We start from the raw sequence: 16,455 nt of genomic DNA on the forward strand, positions 1-16,455 counted from the left end.
GTGCGTCGACTACCGGTGTTTCGACCCATTCGCGAATTGTGCCGGGACCACCCCGAACGGCGCGGGTTATCCGCCCAGAACGCGCTCGACGCGCCTGTAGGCGGCCTCGGTGGCCCGTTTCTGTGGCGTCCACCACTGCTCGTGGGCGCGGTACCAGTCGATGGTCGCGGCCAGCCCCTCACGGAAGTCGCGGTAGCGGGGCGCCCAGCCCAGTTCGGTGCGCAGTCGGGTCGCGTCGATGGCGTAACGCAGGTCGTGGCCGGGGCGGTCGGTGACGAAATCGAACTCGTCACGGCCCTTGCCGCACAGCTCGAGGACGGTTTCGACGACGGTGCGGTTGTCGGTCTCCCCGTCGGCGCCGATCAGATAGGTCTCCCCGAGTTGCCCGTGTTCGATGATCGTCCACACGGCGCTGTTGTGGTCGTCGACGTGGATCCAGTCGCGCACGTTGGTGCCGGTGCCGTAGAGCTTCGGGCGCACGCCGGTGAGGACGTTGGTGATCTGGCGGGGGATGAACTTCTCCACGTGCTGATAGGGGCCGTAGTTGTTCGAGCAGTTCGAGATGGTCGCGCGGACGCCGAACGAGCGCACCCAGGCGCGTACCAGCAGATCCGAGCCGGCCTTCGTCGACGAGTAGGGGCTCGACGGGTTGTAGGCGGTGGTCTCGGTGAAGCGGGCGGGGTCGTCGAGGGCGAGGTCTCCGTACACCTCGTCGGTGGAGATGTGGTGATAGCGCACGTCGTATCTGCGGACGGCCTCGAGCAGGGTGAAGGTGCCCACCAGGTTGGTCTGTACGAACGGGGCGGGGTTCGCCAGCGAGTTGTCGTTGTGGGATTCGGCGGCGAAGTGCACCACCAGATCGGTGTCGGCGACGAGCCGGTCGACCAGCTCAGCGTCGGCAATGTCGCCCTGGACGAAGGTGATCGTGTCGGCGACGCGGTCGAGGGAGGCGCGGTTGCCGGCGTAGGTGAGCTTGTCGAGCACGGTGACCTGCGTGTCGGGTCGTTCCGCGACGGTCTGATGGACGAAGTTCGCGCCGATGAAACCGGCACCACCGGTGACGAGCAGCCTCATTGGCGCAAGCCTACTCATGCGAAACTGTCCGACATGCGCGGAATCATCCTCGCGGGTGGGACGGGCTCGCGTCTGCATCCGATCACCCAGGGCGTGAGCAAGCAACTCGTGCCCGTCTACGACAAGCCGATGATCTACTACCCGCTCTCGACGCTCATGCTCGCCGGGATCCGCGACATCCTCATGATCACCACCCCGCACGACGCCGGACAGTTCCGCTGGTTGCTCGGCGACGGTTCGCAGTTCGGCGTGAACATCACCTACGCGATCCAACCCTCACCCGACGGCCTGGCACAGGCCTTCGTGCTCGGCGCCGACCACATCGGAACCGAGCCGGTCGCATTGATCCTCGGCGACAACATCTTCTACGGCCCCGGCCTCGGCACCCAGCTCAAGCGCTTCGCTCACATCGACGGTGGTGCGGTGTTCGCGTACCGGGTGTCCGATCCGTCGGCCTACGGGGTGATCGAGTTCGACTCCACCGGCCGCGCCCTGTCGCTCGAGGAGAAACCCGACGACCCGAAGTCGAACTTCGCGGTGCCCGGGCTGTACTTCTACGACAACGACGTCGTCGAGATCGCCCGGTCGCTGAAGCCGTCGGCGCGCGGGGAACTGGAGATCACCGACGTCAACCGCACCTATCTCGAAGCGGGGAAACTGCAGGTCGAGGTGTTGCCGCGCGGTACCGCCTGGCTCGACACCGGCACCTTCGACTCGCTGCTCGACGCGTCGAACTACGTGCGCACCATCGAACAACGTCAGGGATTGAAGATCGGTGCGCCCGAGGAGGTCGCGTGGCGCCTCGGGTTCATCGACGACGAGCAACTGCGCGCCGCGGCCGAGCCGCTGGTGAAGTCGGGCTACGGCAGCTACCTGCTGGATCTGCTCGAACGAGGAAAGGACCGCTAGGTGCACTACCGCGAACTGAAGGTCGCCGGGGCGTGGGAGATTACGCCGAAACAGTTCGGCGACGACCGGGGCGTGTTCCTCGAATCGTTCAAGCAGGAGAGTTTCACCGACGCCGTCGGCCGGCCCCTGGAGTTGGCGCAGGCGAACTGCTCGGTCTCCGCCGCCGGAGTACTGCGCGGCATCCACTACGCCGATGTCCCTCCGGGACAGGCGAAGTATGTCACGTGCGTGTCGGGGTCGGTGCTCGACGTTGTCGTCGACCTGAGGGTGGGGTCGCCGACCTTCGGCAAGTGGGATTCGGTGCTGCTCGACACGAAGGACCGGCGCGCGATCTTCCTGTCCGAGGGCCTCGGTCACGGTTTCCTTGCCCTCGAGGACAACTCGACCGTCGTCTACCTGTGCTCGACGGGCTACGACCCCGACCGTGAGCACGAGGTGAACCCGTTCGATCCGGAGATCGGGATCGATTGGCCGACAACGGGACCTGACGGCAGGTCGCTGACCTACGAACTGTCGGCCAAGGACCGGACGGCACCCACCCTCGCCGACGCCCGCGAAGCGGGTCGTCTCCCGCACGCACAAGACTCAGCCACCGATCCGTAACATCTTGGGACTCTTCCCGATAGCCAGGGCAGTGCTTCCGCACCGACATACCGAAGAGACAGGATCCGACCGTGAACTTGAAGACCACCCTCGGACGGGTAGCGAGCGTCGGCGTCGCAGCCGCCGTTACCGCCGGCCTCGCTGTTGCCGGAACTTCCACCGCTTCCGCGGACTCGAACTGGACCACGTTCACCAATACGGTGGGTCTGCACCTCGATACGGGTTCGAGCGGGTATGCCGGCAACGCAACCCCGTTCATCGATGCACCGGTCGTGCTCCGAACCGACCCCGCCTCTCCCGAACTGCCGCTGTGGGTCGGTGGTATCGGCTCCCCGTTCTGCCCGTGCACCGTGCACTGGCACAACGAGACCACAGGTGAGCGCGGGAGGGTACGTGCCAACAGCACTCTGCTCCCCTCGGAAACGGGTGCCGGGGAGATCTCGGCATACGTCACGATCGATGGCAACGTCAGCGTCACCGCCGTTCGTGGCGTCGCCAACTGGACCGCCCGATAGCAGATCTGGTTGTTCCGACGGCGTTCAGCGCGGTCGGAACAACCAGATCATCGGGTGCGGCCGAGTGCCGCACGGATCCGGCGTACGACGCCGTCCGGGTCCTGCGTCAACATGTGCCAGGTGAATCGCAGAACGTGCCATCCTGCGTTGATCAGGACGTTCTGTCTTTCGATGTCGTGGCAGTGACGGTCTGCGTCACGATGCCACGCCCAGCCGTCGATCTCTATCGCCACCCGTTCGGTCTCGAACGCGACGTCGATCTCGTATCCACAGCTCATCACGTGTGCACGCCAGCCGGTGAACCCTGCCTGACGTAGCACCCGATGGAAGATGCGTTCGGCCTGGGAATGCCCGCCGTCCCGGGCGGTGCACAACAATTTCTCCGCAGCGCGCGACCCACGACGTCCCGGATTCCTCAGGTGGGACCGCTCCAGCAGAGCCAACGACGTGTGTCGTTGAAGTGCTCTGTCCATGAGGACGGAACCATCTTTCAGCTCGACCGCTGCCTCCAACACCGTGAGAGGTACACCTGTGACCCGCAGCCCGCGCACGGTCACGATGTCGTCGGCGGGCAGGTCCCTGCGACGGAGGTGCACATTCCCGTTCCTCACGATGGCCCGCCCATGTGGGACGGTGACGAAGTAACGGGCGGGAGGCCTGTCGAGGATTCCGTGCCACCACGCGGCGCTCGGACCCCATGCCGTCGCCGCACGTCCCGCACCGTAGACAGCGGCGCGAAGGTGCACCGAAGGGGTCCGCTCCCGATCGGCACGGAGATACACACCGGGAACCAGTGAGACCCATTCACCCGACCGCACGTAGTGATCGATGATTGCGATGCTCAGACCGCACCGCACCGCCTGATCGCGGGTGACGACACCGTCCTGCCTGGCCATGATCGCGTGTGCTCGGGAGCGTGACATATCCGGTTCGACGCCATAGGAGCCGGACCGGTTCCACACAGCTCGGATCTGGTTGGTCCGACCGTGTATGTCGCCGTCGAACCAACCAGATCAGCGCAGGCGGAAGATCACGACGCGCTGGACGACGAAGTTGATCACCGTCGCGACGCCTTGGGCGACGACGAAGGCGAAGGGCGTGACCCACCACTCGTCGCCGAGGGCTTCGTTGAGTACACGGTTGATGCCGACCTGTGCGGCGAACGTCACTGCGTAGAGGACCACCACGGCTGCGAAACGAACGCGGCTCGGCGGGGCCTTGAAGGTCCAGCGGCGGTTGATCAGGTAGGCGGTGGTGGTGCCGGCCACGAACGACAGGGCCTTCGCGACGTCGCGCGTGACGCCCAGTGCCATGAGCAGGACGTACAGGCCGTAGTCGACGATCGCCGAGAACCCACCGGTCAGGACGAACCGTGTGAGCTGCGTCTTCAGGTCCAGCGCTTCGTCGGCCGTCGAATCGGTCAACGGCAGTTCGGGAGCCAGTGGGGCGTGATGCTCCGGCAGCGGCTGCACATGGTCGTGGGATTCCGGCACGCAGACGAGGGTAACGCCCGTGAGGAACAGCATCTTGCCGGGTGACCAGGACACACGGGTAGCCTTTATCCCGATGTCCACGACAGCTACGGAGCAGGCGAGCGAGCCGCTCCCCACCCAGACCCGCACCCTGACCGGCTGGGGGCGCACTGCGCCGACCACCGCAGAGGTGCTGTCCACCCCCGACGTCGAAGTGATCGCCAAGGCGGTCGCGCGGGTCGCGGAAGACAACGAGTCGAAGCCGTCGCACCTGCGGCGCGGCGTGATCGCACGCGGGCTCGGACGCTCCTACGGCGACCCCGCGCAGAACGCGGGCGGGCTCGTCGTCGATATGACGGCGCTGAACAAGATCCACAGCATCGACCGTGACTCCCGCAAGGTCGTGGTGGACGGTGGTGTGAGCCTCGACCAGCTCATGCGCGCCGCGCTGCCGTTCGGTCTGTGGGTGCCCGTCCTGCCGGGCACGCGCCAGGTCACCATCGGTGGTGCGATCGGTGCCGACATCCACGGCAAGAACCACCACAGCGCGGGCAGCTTCGGCAACCACGTCAAGTCCATCGACCTGCTCACCGCCGACGGCCAGGTCCGCACGTGCACCCCCACCGGGCGCAACGCCAAGCTGTTCTGGGCGACCGTCGGCGGAATGGGTCTGACAGGCATCATCCTGCGCGCGACCATCGAGATGACCCCCACGGAGACGGCGTACTTCATCGCCGACAGCCGCCGCACCGAGTCGCTCGACGAGACGATCGCCCTGCACAGCGACGGTTCGGAAGCGAACTACGACTACTCCAGCGCATGGTTCGACGCCATCTCGCCGGAGCCGAAGCTCGGCCGCGCCGCAGTCTCCCGGGGCAACCTCGCGAAGCTCGACCAGCTGCCGAAGAAGCTGCAGAAGGACCCGCTCAAGTTCGACGCGCCGACCCTGCTGACCCTGCCCGACGTATTCCCGAACGGGCTGGCCAACAAGTTCAACTTCTCGGTGATCGGTGAGCTGTACTACCGGAAGACGAAGAACGCCGACAACCAGGTCCAGAATCTGACGGCGTTCTACCACCCCCTCGACCTGTTCGGGGAGTGGAACCGCGGCTACGGACCCAACGGCTTCCTGCAGTACCAGTTCGTGGTGCCGCCGGAAGCGGTCGAGGAGTTCAAGAAGATCATCCGCGACATCCAGGCGTCGGGACATCACTCGTTCCTCAACGTGTTCAAGCTGTTCGGTGAAGGGAACAAGGCTCCGCTCAGCTTCCCCATCCCCGGCTGGAACATCTGCGTCGACTTCCGGATCAAGCCGGGCCTGAACGAGTTCGTGCGCGAACTCGACAAGCGGGTCCTCGAGTTCGGTGGTCGCCTCTACACCGCGAAGGATTCGCGGACCGACGCGGAGACCTTCCACGCCATGTACCCGCGGATCGACGAGTGGCTGAAGGTGCGCCGCTCCGTCGACCCCACGAACGTCTTCGCCTCCGATATGTCCAGAAGGTTGGAACTCCACTGATGATCAACGCCGTCGGCAATCCCCAGACCCTGCTGCTGCTCGGTGGCACCTCCGAGATCGGCCTGGCCATCGTCGAGGAGTACCTCCGCAAGGCACCGGCCCGCGTGATCCTCGCGGCCCTGCCCGGCGACCCGCGTCGTGAGGACGCCGTCGCCCAGGCGAAGTCCGCGGGTGCGACGCAGGTCGACCTGATCGACTTCGACGCGCTCGACACGGCGAGCCACCCGGCCGTCATCGACCAGGCGTGGAAGGACGGCGACGTCGACATCGCGATCGTCGCCTTCGGTCTGGACGCCGACGCCGAGGAGCTGTGGCAGAACCAGAGCAAGGCCGTGCGGGTCGCGGAGGTCAACTACACGGCCGCCGTCTCCGTGGGTGTGCTGGTGGGCGAGAAGATGAAGGCGCAGGGCTTCGGGCGCATCATCGCGATGTCGTCGGTTGCCGGCGAGCGCGTCAAGCGCGCCAACTTCGTCTACGGTTCCACCAAGGCCGGCCTCGACGGCTTCTTCCTCGGACTCGGTGAGGCGCTGCGCCCGTTCGGGCCGCGCGTGACCGTCGTGCGCCCCGGCCAGGTGCGCACGCAGTTCAGCGCGCACGTCGACGAAGCCCCGCTCACCGTGAACAAGGAGGATGTCGCGAAGCTCGCTGTCGCGGCCTCCGATCGCGGCAAGGAGATCGTCTGGGCGCCGGGCACCTTCCGGTTCGTGATGATCGTGCTGCGTCACCTGCCGCGCGCGATCTTCCGCAAGCTGCCGATCTGACAGACGTGCACCCTCTGCCCCGCCGGACCCGTTTCGGCGGGGCAGTCGTCTTTTCGGGGTCTACCGGACGTAGCCGGTTCCGCTGTGGATCATCCCGGGCGGCCCGTAGCACCAGTGGTTGATCGACCCTTCGTTCACGAAGACACCGTTCACGATGCCGTCCTGCCCCGCCTCGTTCGTCGCGTAGCCGACACCCGGCGCCCCGACGACGATGCACTGGTAGGGATCGACGCCGTGGTGGTCGTACAACCGGCCGTCGATGGGACCGCCGGGCGCACCCGGTTCGATCACCGGATACGCCGAGGCCTGCGCCGCCCCGAAGACGAGGAGAGGTGCCGTCGCGAGCGTCGCAAGGGCCGCACGAACTGCTTTACCTGTCATGATCTGAGCCTTCCGTTCGGATTCCCCGGGCGGTACCGACGGCCCGGTTTCCCGACGCAACTTCCAGGATGAACGTCCCGACCGGTGGACGGCGGCGTTTTTGCGGCGCGGATCGGGCCACCACTCGTCTCGCGGACGCATCTCTATGCTCGTGGGGTGCTCGCCGACACTCCTGTAGCAGTAGCCCCGTTACGCCGTGCCGTCTCGACGCTCGTGCAGTTCGTCTGTGCAGCGCTCGTCGCAGCACTCGTCGCCGCGGTGGGGCTGTTCGCTTTCGACCGTGTGCAGTGGCCGGCGTTCAATTCGTCGAACGTGACGCAGGCCGTCACCACCGTGATGCAGTTCGCGGCACTCGCCGTGCTCGGCCTGTCGATCTATCTGTTGCGTCGCCGCAGATGGGTGACGGGGGCGCGGGTGCTGTCGTGGGCGGCGCTGTCCGGCCTGGTCACCGCGACCCTCGGGATGCCGCTCGCCGCGACCCGCCTCTACCTGCACGGCATCTCCGTCGACCAGGAGTTCCGCACCCAGTTCCTCACGCGACTGACGGACAGCGCGGCGTTGCGCGACATGAACTACGCCGACCTGCCGTCGTTCTATCCGGCCGGGTGGTTCTGGATCGGTGGCCGTGTCGCGAATCTGCTGGGTATGGACGGCTGGGAAGCGTTCAAGCCGTATGCGATCGGCTCGCTGGCGGTCGCGGCGGTCGTCGCGCTGGTGCTGTGGTCCGAATTGGTCCGCTCCGATGTGGCGGTGCTCGCCGCCACCGCGACGACGCTGGTCGTGCTGGCCTACGGTTCGCCGGAACCCTACGGAGCGGTGATCGCCGTGCTGGTCGCGCCGGCGTTGGTGCTGGCCTGGGGTGGTTTCCTACCCGCTACACGCGGTGGCCGGGGACGACAGGGCTGGGGTGCCGTCGTGGGGACGGGCCTGTTCCTCGGTCTCGCCGCGACCTTCTACACCCTCTATCTCGGTATCGCGGCGTTCGCGGTGACGGTGATGGCCGTCGTCGCGGCGTACCTCGCGCGTCGCGCCACCGGGTCGTGGCGGGCGGTCCTTCCGGTGCTCGTCCGTCTCGTGGTGATGGCGTCGATCGCGGTGCTCGTCGCGTTGATCGTGTGGGCGCCGTTCGTGTTCGACGTGCTGGGCGGTAATCCCCCGTCCGAGTCCGGGACCGCGACCCACTATCTCCCCGATGCCGGTGCGCGACTGCCGTTGCCGATGTTCCACATGTCCCTGATCGGACTGTTGTCGTTGCTGGGCACCGTGTGGCTCGTGGGCCGGGCGTCGTCGTCGCATCGGGCGCAGGCGCTCGGGCTCGGGGTGATCGCGGTCTACCTGTGGTACCTCGCCTCGATGGCGTTGACCGCCGTGGGCAACACCCTGCTTGCGTTCCGTCTCGAGGTCATCCTGCTCGTACTGCTCGCTGCGGCAGGCGCATTCGCCTTCGTCGACTTCTCGCGGTGGATCAGCCTGGCGACCAGCGAGAATCCGCGCGTGCGCAGGGTTCTCGTGGCGGTGGGTGCTCTCGGTGCGCTGGCGTTCACCCAGAACATCCCCCAGGTGCTCGGGAGCGAGATCACCGTCGCCTACACCGACACCGACGGGGCCGGTGAACGCGCCGACCAGCGACCCGCCGGAGCCGCGTCCTACTACGCCGAGGTGGACGACGTCCTGCTGTCCCAGCTGGGCGCCGAGCGTGACGACCACGTGGTCCTCACGGCCGACACGTCCTTCCTCGCCTACTACCCATACTTCGGTTTCCAAGCCCTGACCTCGCACTACGCCAACCCGCTGGCGGAGTTCTCCGCGCGGGCCGCAGCGATCGAGGAGTGGTCGGAACTCTCCTCCCCCGACGAACTGCTCGCCGCATGGGAGGAGTTGCCGTGGAGAGCCCCCGACGCCGCCGTCTTCCGGCAGGGCGCCGAGGGCTACACGCTGCGTCTGGCCGAGGACGTCTACCCGAACGATCCCAATGTGCGGCGGTACACGGTGACCTTCCCCAAGGAACTGTTCGACGATCCCCGATTCACCGTGACCGAGGTGGGGCCGTTCGTCGTCGTCACCGCGACGGACGAACCGGCATGATGCGACGAACCCCGATGTCGCGCAACCACAATCCACCCCAGACCAGAATTCCGGTGTAGATCGGGAAGAGAGTCGTGCTGACGATGGGCTGTTCGGTGAGCAGATTCGTCGCGACAGCACCGCCGAGATAGCCGGTGAGGAGTACGGCGCCGAGGATTGCGGTAGGCGGCAGGACGTAGGCGATCAGGCAGACGAGTAGGACGACGCCGAACACCCGGCTGAGGCTCGGGTCGAACCCGAGATCGGCCATCGCTTCCTGCACCTGCGAAACGTTGGCGATGTGGATGATCGAGTCCCACAGCAGGAACAGGACGACGAGACCGCTGACGATCAGGCCTGCGATGCGGGCGGCGCGTGAGGGTGCCGCGGCGATGTCGTCGCGGGTGCCGGTGGTGGATGCGGTGAAGGTGTTCATGACGGCCTCCTGGTAGGTGGGCAGCGGTGCTGTCGCAGATACCGACCGGGCAGGAGCCGGAAACTCATCGCCGCTGCGGTAAGGTCGCGGCGAGTCGTACGGGGGGTACGACGGAATCGGGGGATTCGATGAGCGACGTTCTGTATGTGCCGATCCGACGCCGCGACAGTTCCGGGCACGTTCGGCTCGAGATGCGCACACTGCCCGACGGCCGGCTGGCGTTGCCCGCCTACACCTCACCGAAGGAACTGGTCCGCTGTTGTGGACCGCAGCAGCCGTGGATGGGCGTCGACAGCACAGGGCTGCAGGAGATCCACCGGACCACCGGGTACGACGTGGTCCTGCTCGACGGTCGACAACCACCGCCACCCCCGGTCGGGGACGACGACCGTCCGTTCGAGGCCCCACTCGGCAGGAGAGCGACCCGGTGAGCATCGACATCGGCGACCTCGACACGGTCGCGAAGCACCTGGCGACCGGAGCGATGGGCATCGACGAACTCGGATCCGATCCAGCACCGATACCCGACGCGGGTGCCGCCACAGCACTGCTCGTCGACGCTCTCGGGTCGATTGCTTCCGCGCTGGACGCGGCGGTCCGGTCGCTGGCCGATGCAGCAGACGCCGCCCAGGACAGTCTGCGCGCCTACCAGGACGCCGAGTCGCACACTGCTCAGGAGATGGCGAAGGCCGGTGAGGGATGAGCCTCGACACCCGAGTCTTCGGCGACCCCACCTCTTGCTACGCATGCGCGGATTCGCTCACTGCCCTCGCCACGGGTGTGAACGACCGACTGAAGGCGGCACGCGACGGACGCACCGAGTCCGAGTACGAATTCAGAAGCCCTGCGGGAGATGCGTTCCGCACGACGCTCGACCGCATCATCACGGGGACGACCGAGGCCGCAGACCAGATCGACGTGATCGCCGCTGCCCTGCGCGCATTCGCCGACGGACTCGTCACCGTCCGGTCACGCATGTCGCAGGCCGAGGCGACAGCGGCGGAAGCCGGTATTCCCGTGGAGTTCGGCGTCGGGATCGGTGAGCCACTCAACGTCGATCCGAACTCGTACGACATTGCACCCCAGGTACTTCGGGCGAAACAGATCGCAGCCTACGAGGCGGCTGCGGGGTTCGTCACGGAAGGTCGCGCGGCCGAAACTGCAGCGCACAGCGCGCTCGCGGAAGCCTTGCGCGGGCCGACGACGATTCTGAAGGACGCAGAAGCCCAGTGGGGATGGCTGGTTCTACACACAGTCGGTGGGTATCTGGCTACGGCGGTTTCCGAGCTGTCGAAATGGGGAGACCTGGCCGAGGCACGCGGCGCGAACCTTGCTCGGCTGCGTGAGCTTGCCGCGGAAGCGGCGCGGTTGGGTGATCCGTACCCGGAAGCTACTGCGGCCAGGGCTGTTCGGGCCTTCCAAGGGGGTGCGGACGATGCTGCACGATTCGCTGCGGAGAACTCTCGACTGCTTGCCGGGCTCGGTGACAACAAGGTCATCCGATTTCTTGGCAGCAGTTTCGGCGAACATATCCCTAAAGGGACCGAACTGGCGCATTTCGGGTCGAAAGTTCCTGTCGTGGGTGGAATTTTGACCGCCGCCCAGACATATGACGACGTCATGAATGCCGAAACAACGGGAGATGCCGTAAAGGCGGTCGCAAAGGATGTCGGTGGATTCGTCGCTGGAACGGTTGCAACCGAGTTGATTCTTGCAAGTGCGGCCGGTGGTCCCGTCACTTTGCTTGCGGTCGGCGCCGGGGTCGGTGTCGCGTTTGGTGTGGGCGAAGTAATCGAACACTGGGACGACATATCCGGTGCCGTCGGTTCGGCGGCGCGCTGGGCTGGAAACCTGTTCTGAGGACGAGAATGAACGAGGACAATCTCCCTCCCATGCCTGACACGATCACCGGTGTACCTCGCCCGCCTCACGCACCACGCATTCATAACGGCATCGAGTACACACCGACCGACCGACAACCACGAAAACCACCGGAAGCACCGGACCATCTCGGTCCCACTCTCGAATGGTTCCAACCTCACGTCCGCGAAAAATACATCAGCGCATTTACCCTGATGACCATTACGGTCGCGTTCTTCACAATCTCCAACGGGGATCTTCGCTGGATTCACTGGTGGGGTGCGTGGCTCATCATCACTGCGGGTGGCTGGCTGATGTTTCGCGGGATCAGGAACCATTGGACGGCAGCAGGATCCACATGGGTGCAATGTCGCGACAGCTGGGTCGACACCTACCACCTCACCCGTATACGTTTCTCCGCAGACGGGCCGAACCGCGTTCTTCGTTTGAAAGACGCTCACGGCAACGAGATCCACTCGTTCAAGATCAGCGACATTCAAGGAAACCCTGACCTGTGGGATCTGGTCTACAACGGCATCCTCCACTCCGTCGCGTCGGACAACTGCGACATCGACGCCAAGACCCGCCACATCCTGAAGATCCCCTACGAACTCGGGCCGCGCCCAACCAGAAGCGAACGCATCAGAGGACGACGCCGCAGATGGTGAACCCCATCGATCTACCACCGATGCCGGATTCGATCACAGGCGAACCCCGCCCACCCCGGGCGGCCCGCATCTACCACGGCACGGAATACACACCAGTCAAGCGCTCCCCACGAAACCCACCGAAGGCACCGGATCACCTCGGACCCACCCTCGAATGGCTCCAGCCCAGCCTTCGCGACCAGTACGGCGATGCCGCGATGCTCGCCGGACTACTCTCGGTATTCGGGACGATCAGCGCAGGGGGATTCAGCTGGGTCCTCGAATGGTGGGCATGGGGTCTGCTCGCGCTCTTCCCATGGATGATGTTCCGGACCTCCGGAAACCACTGGACAGCAGCCGGTGTCAGTTGGGTGCAGTGGCGCGGCAGTTGGGTCGACACATACAAACTCACCCGCATCCAATTCTCCGCTGACGGCTACAGCCGTGTTCTTCGGTTGAAAGATGCCCACGGCAACGAAATCCATTCGTTCAAGATCAGCGAGATCCAGCGCAACGCCGACCTGTGGGACCTCGTCTACAACGGCATCCTCCACTCCGTCGCGTCCGGCAACTGCGACATCGACGCCAAAACCCGCCACATCCTGAAGATCCCCTACGAACTCGGGCCACGCCCCACCCGAAGCGAACGCACCAGAGGACGACGCCGCAGATGGTGAACCCCATCGATCTACCACCGATGCCGGATTCGATCACAGGCGAACCCCGCCCACCCCGGGCGCCCCGCATCTACCACGGCACGGAATACACACCGCTCGACCGCAACCCACGGAACCCACCAGATGCACCGGAGCATCTCGGCCCCGTTCTCGAATGGCTCCAGCCCACCGTGCGCGACCGATACATCGGCGCATTCCTCATAGCGGCAATCTTGGTCGTGTACCTCACCGTCATCAATGGAGACTTTCGCTGGATCCACTGGTGGATCATGTGGGTCATCATCCCCGGAAGTTCACTATTGTTGTTCTTCGGCAAGGGAAACCACTGGACTGCAGCCGGTGCCGCCTGGGTCCAATGGCACGACAGCTGGGTCGATACCTACCATCTCACTCGCATCCGCTTCTCCGCTGATGGGCCCAGTCGTGTCCTGCGACTGAAAGACGCCCACGGCAACGAGATCCACTCGTTCAAGATCAGCGATATTCAAGGAAACCCTGACCTGTGGGACCTCGTCTACAACGGCATCCTCCACTCCGTCGCCTTCGGCAACTGCGACATCGATGCCAAGACCCGCCACATCCTGAAGATCCCCTACGAACTCGGGCCGCGCCCCACCCGAAGCGAGCGCACCAGAGGGCGACGCCGCAGATGATGAGCCCGCCGTACCTACGGCAGTCGTGAGGCCAGCAACTCGGCCAGGTGCATGCCGCGCCGCGTCGTGAGGTCGCCGAGCTGGGTACGGCACGAGTACCCGTCGGCGAGGATCACCGCGTCGTCGGATGCCGCCTCGACCGCCGGCAGCAGTTGGGTTCGCGCGACCGCCACCGACACGTCGTAGTGCCCGCGTTCGACTCCGAAATTCCCGGCCAGACCGCAGCAGCCGGCGAGGCGCTGCACGTCGGCACCCGCGCGTCGCAACAGTGCGGCGTCGGCGCCCCATCCCATGACGGCGTGGTGGTGGCAGTGGGGTTGTGCGACGATCCGTGTGCCGTCCAGCGACGGTGGTTCCCAGTCGGCGAGGAGTTCGGCGAGGGTCGTGGTGCTGTCGGCCACGAGACGCGCGGGTGCGGACCCGAGCAGTTCGACTGCGTCGGAACGCAGGACGGCGGTACACGACGGTTCGAGACCGACGATCGGCATGCCGCTGCGGAAGAGTTCGGCGACGGTGCGGCCCAGGATCTTCCGGGCCTGGTCGAGCTGGCCGGTGGTGATCCACGTCAGGCCGCAGCAGCGGGGTTCGTCGGTGAGGTGCACGCTGTGTCCGGCGGCTTCGAGCACGCGCACGGCGGCAACCCCGATCTCCGGGGTGAAGTACTCGGTGAAAGTGTCGACGAACAGCAGCACCGGATCGCCCGTGCGGGATCGTCGCGAGAGGGTGTCGGCGAACCACTTCCGGAAGGTGCGGGGCGCGAACCTCGGTACACGGCGGCGGCGGTCGAGACCGGCGACGGTCAACCCGAGCGGGGCGACCCCCGGAGCGCGGACAAGGGCGTTGACGGCGCGTGGCGCACGGGAGGCGATCGCCGCCCACTGCGGCAGCCTGCCGAGACCGTAGTGACTGAGGGGCCGTCGCCGTCCCCGGTAGGTCTGGTGCAGCACTTCGGATTTGAGGGTTGCCATGTCGACCCCGGTCGGACAGTCCGACAGACATCCCTTGCACGACAAGCACAGATCGAGCGTCTCGTGCACTTCCGGCGACTGCCACGACTCGTCGACGAGGTGCCCGTTGAGCATCTCCTGCAGCGCCCGTGCTCGTCCGCGCGTGGAGTCCTTCTCCTCGCGGGTCGCGAGGAAGGACGGGCACATCACTCCGCCGGTGCCGGTATTGTCGGCGCGGCACTTGCCGATCCCGGTACACCGGTGCACTGCCTGCGTGAAGTCGCCGCCGTCCTCGAGATAGCGGAAGGCCAGGCCCTCCCGGATCTTCCCGGCCGCCGGGACGCGCAGGTCGGCGTCGACGGGCCGCGGGTCGACGAGCACGCCGGGGTTGAGGACGTTCTCCGGATCGAAGACCGACTTCACAGCCCCGAACAGTGCGAGCGCGTCGGGTGAGTACATCACGGGCAGCAGTTCGCTCCGGGCACGCCCGTCGCCGTGCTCCCCCGACATCGACCCGCCGTATTCGGCGACGAGTTCAGCTGCCTCGAAAAGGAATTCGCGGAACAGACCCGGAACCTCGAGGGGGATGTCGAGGCGGATGTGGATGCAGCCGTCGGCGAAGTGCCCGTAGGGATAGCCGGTGACGTCGTATCCGGCAAGCAGTTCCTCGAAGTCGCGGAGATAGTCGCCGACGCGGTGGGCAGGGACGGCGGCGTCCTCCCATCCCGCGTGCGCGGGCAGTCCCTTCGGACTTCTCGCCGACAGGCCGGCTCCCTCCTCCCGGATACGCCACAGCGCAGCGGCACGCGCCTGGTCCTCGACGTGCAGGGCGTCGGTCGCGGCGGCGGCCTGCGCGAGTGCCTTCGCCCGGCCGCGCACCTCGTCGGCGTCGTCACCGGCCAGTTCGACGAACAGCCAGGCCGCACCCGACGGCAGGGGCGGTACCGCCTGCGGTCCGCGCCGGTGCCGGACGATGTCGACGATCCGCGAGTCGAGCCCTTCGCACGCCGTGGGCCGGAAACCCAGTAGTCCGTGCGCGGCGTTGCCGGCAGCGACGATGTCTGGATAGCCGAGCACGACCATCGTGCGGACGGCAGGGTCGGCGACCAGCTGCACCGTCGCCTCGGTCGTGATCCCGAGTGTGCCCTCGCTACCGACGAACAGCTTCCGGACGTCGAAACCGTTCTCCGGCAACAGATGCTCGAGTGCATAACCCGACACCTGCCGGCCGAAGCGACCGAATTCGGTGCGGATGGTCGCGAGGTCGCGGGCGACGATCTCCCGCAACGGTTCCAGCACCGGATCCTCGCCGGGCAGCGTCAGCGGGTGCCCGGTGCCGGTGAGCACTTCGAGCGCGACGACGTTGTCGGATGTGCGGCCGTAGCCGAGCGCCCGCGCCCCGCACGCGTTGTTACCGATCATCCCGCCGATCGTGCACCGGTTGTGGGTGGACGGATCGGGGCCGAAGCGCAGACCGTGCGGTGCCGCGGCGCGCTGCAGTTCGGCCTGCACGACACCCGGTTGCACCCGCGCGGTCCGGGTCTCTGGGTCGACGGAGAGCACCCGGTTCAGGTGACGCGAGAAGTCGATGACCACGCCAGGCCCGACAGCGTTGCCCGCGAGCGAGGTGCCGGTGCCGCGGGAGGTGAGGGGGACACCTTCCCGGCGGCACACGTCGAGGGTCGTGGCGACGTCGTCGATCGATCGGGCGCGCACCACGGCCTGTGGCGGGACGCGATAGAGAGAAGCGTCGGACGAGTACAGCGCGCGCGTGGTCGAGTCGTCGCAGACCTCCCCGATGCCCGCCGCGCGCAGAGCGCGCCCGATCGGGGTGGAGGTCCTCATAGACAGCGATGCTAGTGGCGGGAGGCATCGCTCCGGACGTGGTCGGACAGAACCGCGGAGTACCCGCGAGTGGTGCGAGCGGAGCGGCACGC

The 16,455-nt window shown here is 66.3% G+C and carries 18 protein-coding genes; 12 read left to right on the forward strand and 6 right to left on the reverse strand.

The genetic code is table 11. The annotated features are described in order from the left end of the window. Nucleotides 1-66: 66 nt before the first annotated feature. Nucleotides 67-1,074 carry a dTDP-glucose 4,6-dehydratase gene (gene rfbB / locus NVV99_RS10905; protein WP_024102699.1) on the reverse strand — a complete coding sequence of 336 codons (1,008 nt, stop codon included), beginning with the start codon at nt 1,072-1,074 and terminating at the stop codon, nt 67-69. Between the two features lie 33 nt (nt 1,075-1,107). Here rfbB and rfbA point away from each other — a divergent pair, with 33 nt between their 5' ends. The 3 genes from rfbA (at nt 1,108) to NVV99_RS10920 (ending at nt 3,101) form a co-directional block, all read left to right on the forward strand. After that, complete coding sequence (rfbA, locus tag NVV99_RS10910; RefSeq protein ID WP_019290334.1) at nt 1,108-1,983, forward strand: glucose-1-phosphate thymidylyltransferase RfbA; 876 nt, start codon at nt 1,108-1,110, stop codon at nt 1,981-1,983. After that, entirely contained in the window at nt 1,984-2,586 is a 603-nt protein-coding gene (gene rfbC / locus NVV99_RS10915; RefSeq protein WP_260782883.1) for a dTDP-4-dehydrorhamnose 3,5-epimerase, read from the forward strand. A gap of 71 nt (nt 2,587-2,657) precedes the next feature. Then, complete coding sequence (locus NVV99_RS10920) at nt 2,658-3,101, forward strand: hypothetical protein (protein WP_024102697.1); 444 nt, start codon at nt 2,658-2,660, stop codon at nt 3,099-3,101. A gap of 47 nt (nt 3,102-3,148) precedes the next feature. Here the strand turns inward: NVV99_RS10920 and NVV99_RS10925 are convergent, their stop codons facing one another. Both NVV99_RS10925 and NVV99_RS10930 read right to left on the reverse strand, forming a co-directional pair. Beyond that, the gene (locus tag NVV99_RS10925) at nt 3,149-4,024 is read right to left on the reverse strand and encodes a DUF559 domain-containing protein (RefSeq protein ID WP_041803939.1); all 876 of its coding nucleotides are present in this window, start codon (nt 4,022-4,024) and stop codon (nt 3,149-3,151) included. A 90-nt stretch (nt 4,025-4,114) separates the two neighbouring features. Beyond that, the gene (locus tag NVV99_RS10930; RefSeq protein WP_006553463.1) at nt 4,115-4,648 is read right to left on the reverse strand and encodes a GtrA family protein; all 534 of its coding nucleotides are present in this window, start codon (nt 4,646-4,648) and stop codon (nt 4,115-4,117) included. Between the two features lie 19 nt (nt 4,649-4,667). Between NVV99_RS10930 and NVV99_RS10935 the strand changes: the two genes are divergently transcribed. Next, on the forward strand, nt 4,668-6,092 hold the full coding sequence (locus tag NVV99_RS10935; RefSeq protein WP_019290337.1) for an FAD-binding oxidoreductase: 1,425 nt from the start codon (nt 4,668-4,670) through the stop codon (nt 6,090-6,092). After that, nucleotides 6,092-6,853, forward strand: coding sequence for a decaprenylphospho-beta-D-erythro-pentofuranosid-2-ulose 2-reductase (locus tag NVV99_RS10940; RefSeq protein WP_006553461.1), 762 nt, complete (start codon nt 6,092-6,094; stop codon nt 6,851-6,853). Before NVV99_RS10935 ends, NVV99_RS10940 begins: the two co-directional genes overlap by 1 nt. Nucleotides 6,854-6,913: 60 nt before the next feature. Here the strand turns inward: NVV99_RS10940 and NVV99_RS10945 are convergent, their stop codons facing one another. Next, nucleotides 6,914-7,234: a hypothetical protein gene (locus NVV99_RS10945; protein WP_024102694.1), complete on the reverse strand. Its 321-nt coding sequence runs from the start codon at nt 7,232-7,234 to the stop codon at nt 6,914-6,916. Between the two features lie 156 nt (nt 7,235-7,390). On the opposite strand from NVV99_RS10945, the gene NVV99_RS10950 reads away from it, so the two are divergent. Then, nucleotides 7,391-9,319 carry an arabinofuranosyltransferase gene (locus tag NVV99_RS10950; RefSeq protein WP_197539105.1) on the forward strand — a complete coding sequence of 643 codons (1,929 nt, stop codon included), beginning with the start codon at nt 7,391-7,393 and terminating at the stop codon, nt 9,317-9,319. On the opposite strand, the gene NVV99_RS10955 is transcribed toward NVV99_RS10950, so the two are convergent. After that, nucleotides 9,294-9,734 (reverse strand): DoxX family protein, encoded by a 441-nt coding sequence (locus NVV99_RS10955; protein ID WP_024102692.1) that lies wholly within the window; start codon nt 9,732-9,734, stop codon nt 9,294-9,296. The two genes, NVV99_RS10950 and NVV99_RS10955, sit on opposite strands and share 26 nt — an antisense overlap. Nucleotides 9,735-9,862: 128 nt before the next feature. Here NVV99_RS10955 and NVV99_RS10960 point away from each other — a divergent pair, with 128 nt between their 5' ends. Genes NVV99_RS10960 through NVV99_RS10985 form a run of 6 tightly spaced genes read left to right on the forward strand, consistent with a single transcriptional unit; the run spans nt 9,863 to nt 13,571 of the window. Next, complete coding sequence (locus tag NVV99_RS10960) at nt 9,863-10,165, forward strand: SAV_915 family protein (protein WP_024102691.1); 303 nt, start codon at nt 9,863-9,865, stop codon at nt 10,163-10,165. Then, nucleotides 10,162-10,437, forward strand: coding sequence for a hypothetical protein (locus NVV99_RS10965; protein WP_024102690.1), 276 nt, complete (start codon nt 10,162-10,164; stop codon nt 10,435-10,437). Before NVV99_RS10960 ends, NVV99_RS10965 begins: the two co-directional genes overlap by 4 nt. Continuing rightward, entirely contained in the window at nt 10,434-11,594 is a 1,161-nt protein-coding gene (locus NVV99_RS10970) for a hypothetical protein (RefSeq protein ID WP_024102689.1), read from the forward strand. Before NVV99_RS10965 ends, NVV99_RS10970 begins: the two co-directional genes overlap by 4 nt. Before the next feature lie 8 nt (nt 11,595-11,602). Further along, a complete protein-coding gene (locus NVV99_RS10975) occupies nt 11,603-12,262 on the forward strand; it encodes a hypothetical protein (protein ID WP_024102688.1) in 660 nt (219 codons plus the stop codon). Then, nucleotides 12,256-12,918, forward strand: coding sequence for a hypothetical protein (locus tag NVV99_RS10980; RefSeq protein ID WP_242411672.1), 663 nt, complete (start codon nt 12,256-12,258; stop codon nt 12,916-12,918). The genes NVV99_RS10975 and NVV99_RS10980 overlap by 7 nt, the downstream gene beginning before the upstream one ends. Beyond that, on the forward strand, nt 12,912-13,571 hold the full coding sequence (locus NVV99_RS10985; RefSeq protein WP_024102686.1) for a hypothetical protein: 660 nt from the start codon (nt 12,912-12,914) through the stop codon (nt 13,569-13,571). The genes NVV99_RS10980 and NVV99_RS10985 overlap by 7 nt, the downstream gene beginning before the upstream one ends. Nucleotides 13,572-13,585: 14 nt before the next feature. On the opposite strand, the gene NVV99_RS10990 is transcribed toward NVV99_RS10985, so the two are convergent. Then, a complete protein-coding gene (locus NVV99_RS10990; RefSeq protein ID WP_024102685.1) occupies nt 13,586-16,363 on the reverse strand; it encodes an FAD-binding and (Fe-S)-binding domain-containing protein in 2,778 nt (925 codons plus the stop codon). Nucleotides 16,364-16,455 lie beyond the last annotated feature (92 nt).

Origin of the sequence: Rhodococcus sp. PAE-6, from assembly GCF_025290685.1 — a bacterium.
In the GTDB taxonomy this organism is placed as follows: domain Bacteria; phylum Actinomycetota; class Actinomycetes; order Mycobacteriales; family Mycobacteriaceae; genus Rhodococcus; species Rhodococcus pyridinivorans.

Bases quoted from the DNA above. Each gene is read 5' to 3' on its own strand.
- rfbB (WP_024102699.1), bottom strand. From the start codon at position 1,074: ATGAGGCTGCTCGTCACCGGTGGTGCCGGTTTCATCGGCGCGAACTTC.
- rfbA (WP_019290334.1), top strand. From the start codon at position 1,108: ATGCGCGGAATCATCCTCGCGGGTGGGACGGGCTCGCGTCTGCATCCG.
- NVV99_RS10925 (WP_041803939.1), bottom strand. From the start codon at position 4,024: ATGTCACGCTCCCGAGCACACGCGATCATGGCCAGGCAGGACGGTGTC.
- NVV99_RS10935 (WP_019290337.1), top strand. From the start codon at position 4,668: ATGTCCACGACAGCTACGGAGCAGGCGAGCGAGCCGCTCCCCACCCAG.
- NVV99_RS10940 (WP_006553461.1), top strand. From the start codon at position 6,092: ATGATCAACGCCGTCGGCAATCCCCAGACCCTGCTGCTGCTCGGTGGC.
- NVV99_RS10945 (WP_024102694.1), bottom strand. From the start codon at position 7,234: ATGACAGGTAAAGCAGTTCGTGCGGCCCTTGCGACGCTCGCGACGGCA.
- NVV99_RS10955 (WP_024102692.1), bottom strand. From the start codon at position 9,734: ATGAACACCTTCACCGCATCCACCACCGGCACCCGCGACGACATCGCC.
- NVV99_RS10960 (WP_024102691.1), top strand. From the start codon at position 9,863: ATGAGCGACGTTCTGTATGTGCCGATCCGACGCCGCGACAGTTCCGGG.
- NVV99_RS10970 (WP_024102689.1), top strand. From the start codon at position 10,434: ATGAGCCTCGACACCCGAGTCTTCGGCGACCCCACCTCTTGCTACGCA.
- NVV99_RS10975 (WP_024102688.1), top strand. From the start codon at position 11,603: ATGAACGAGGACAATCTCCCTCCCATGCCTGACACGATCACCGGTGTA.
- NVV99_RS10980 (WP_242411672.1), top strand. From the start codon at position 12,256: ATGGTGAACCCCATCGATCTACCACCGATGCCGGATTCGATCACAGGC.
- NVV99_RS10985 (WP_024102686.1), top strand. From the start codon at position 12,912: ATGGTGAACCCCATCGATCTACCACCGATGCCGGATTCGATCACAGGC.
- NVV99_RS10990 (WP_024102685.1), bottom strand. From the start codon at position 16,363: ATGAGGACCTCCACCCCGATCGGGCGCGCTCTGCGCGCGGCGGGCATC.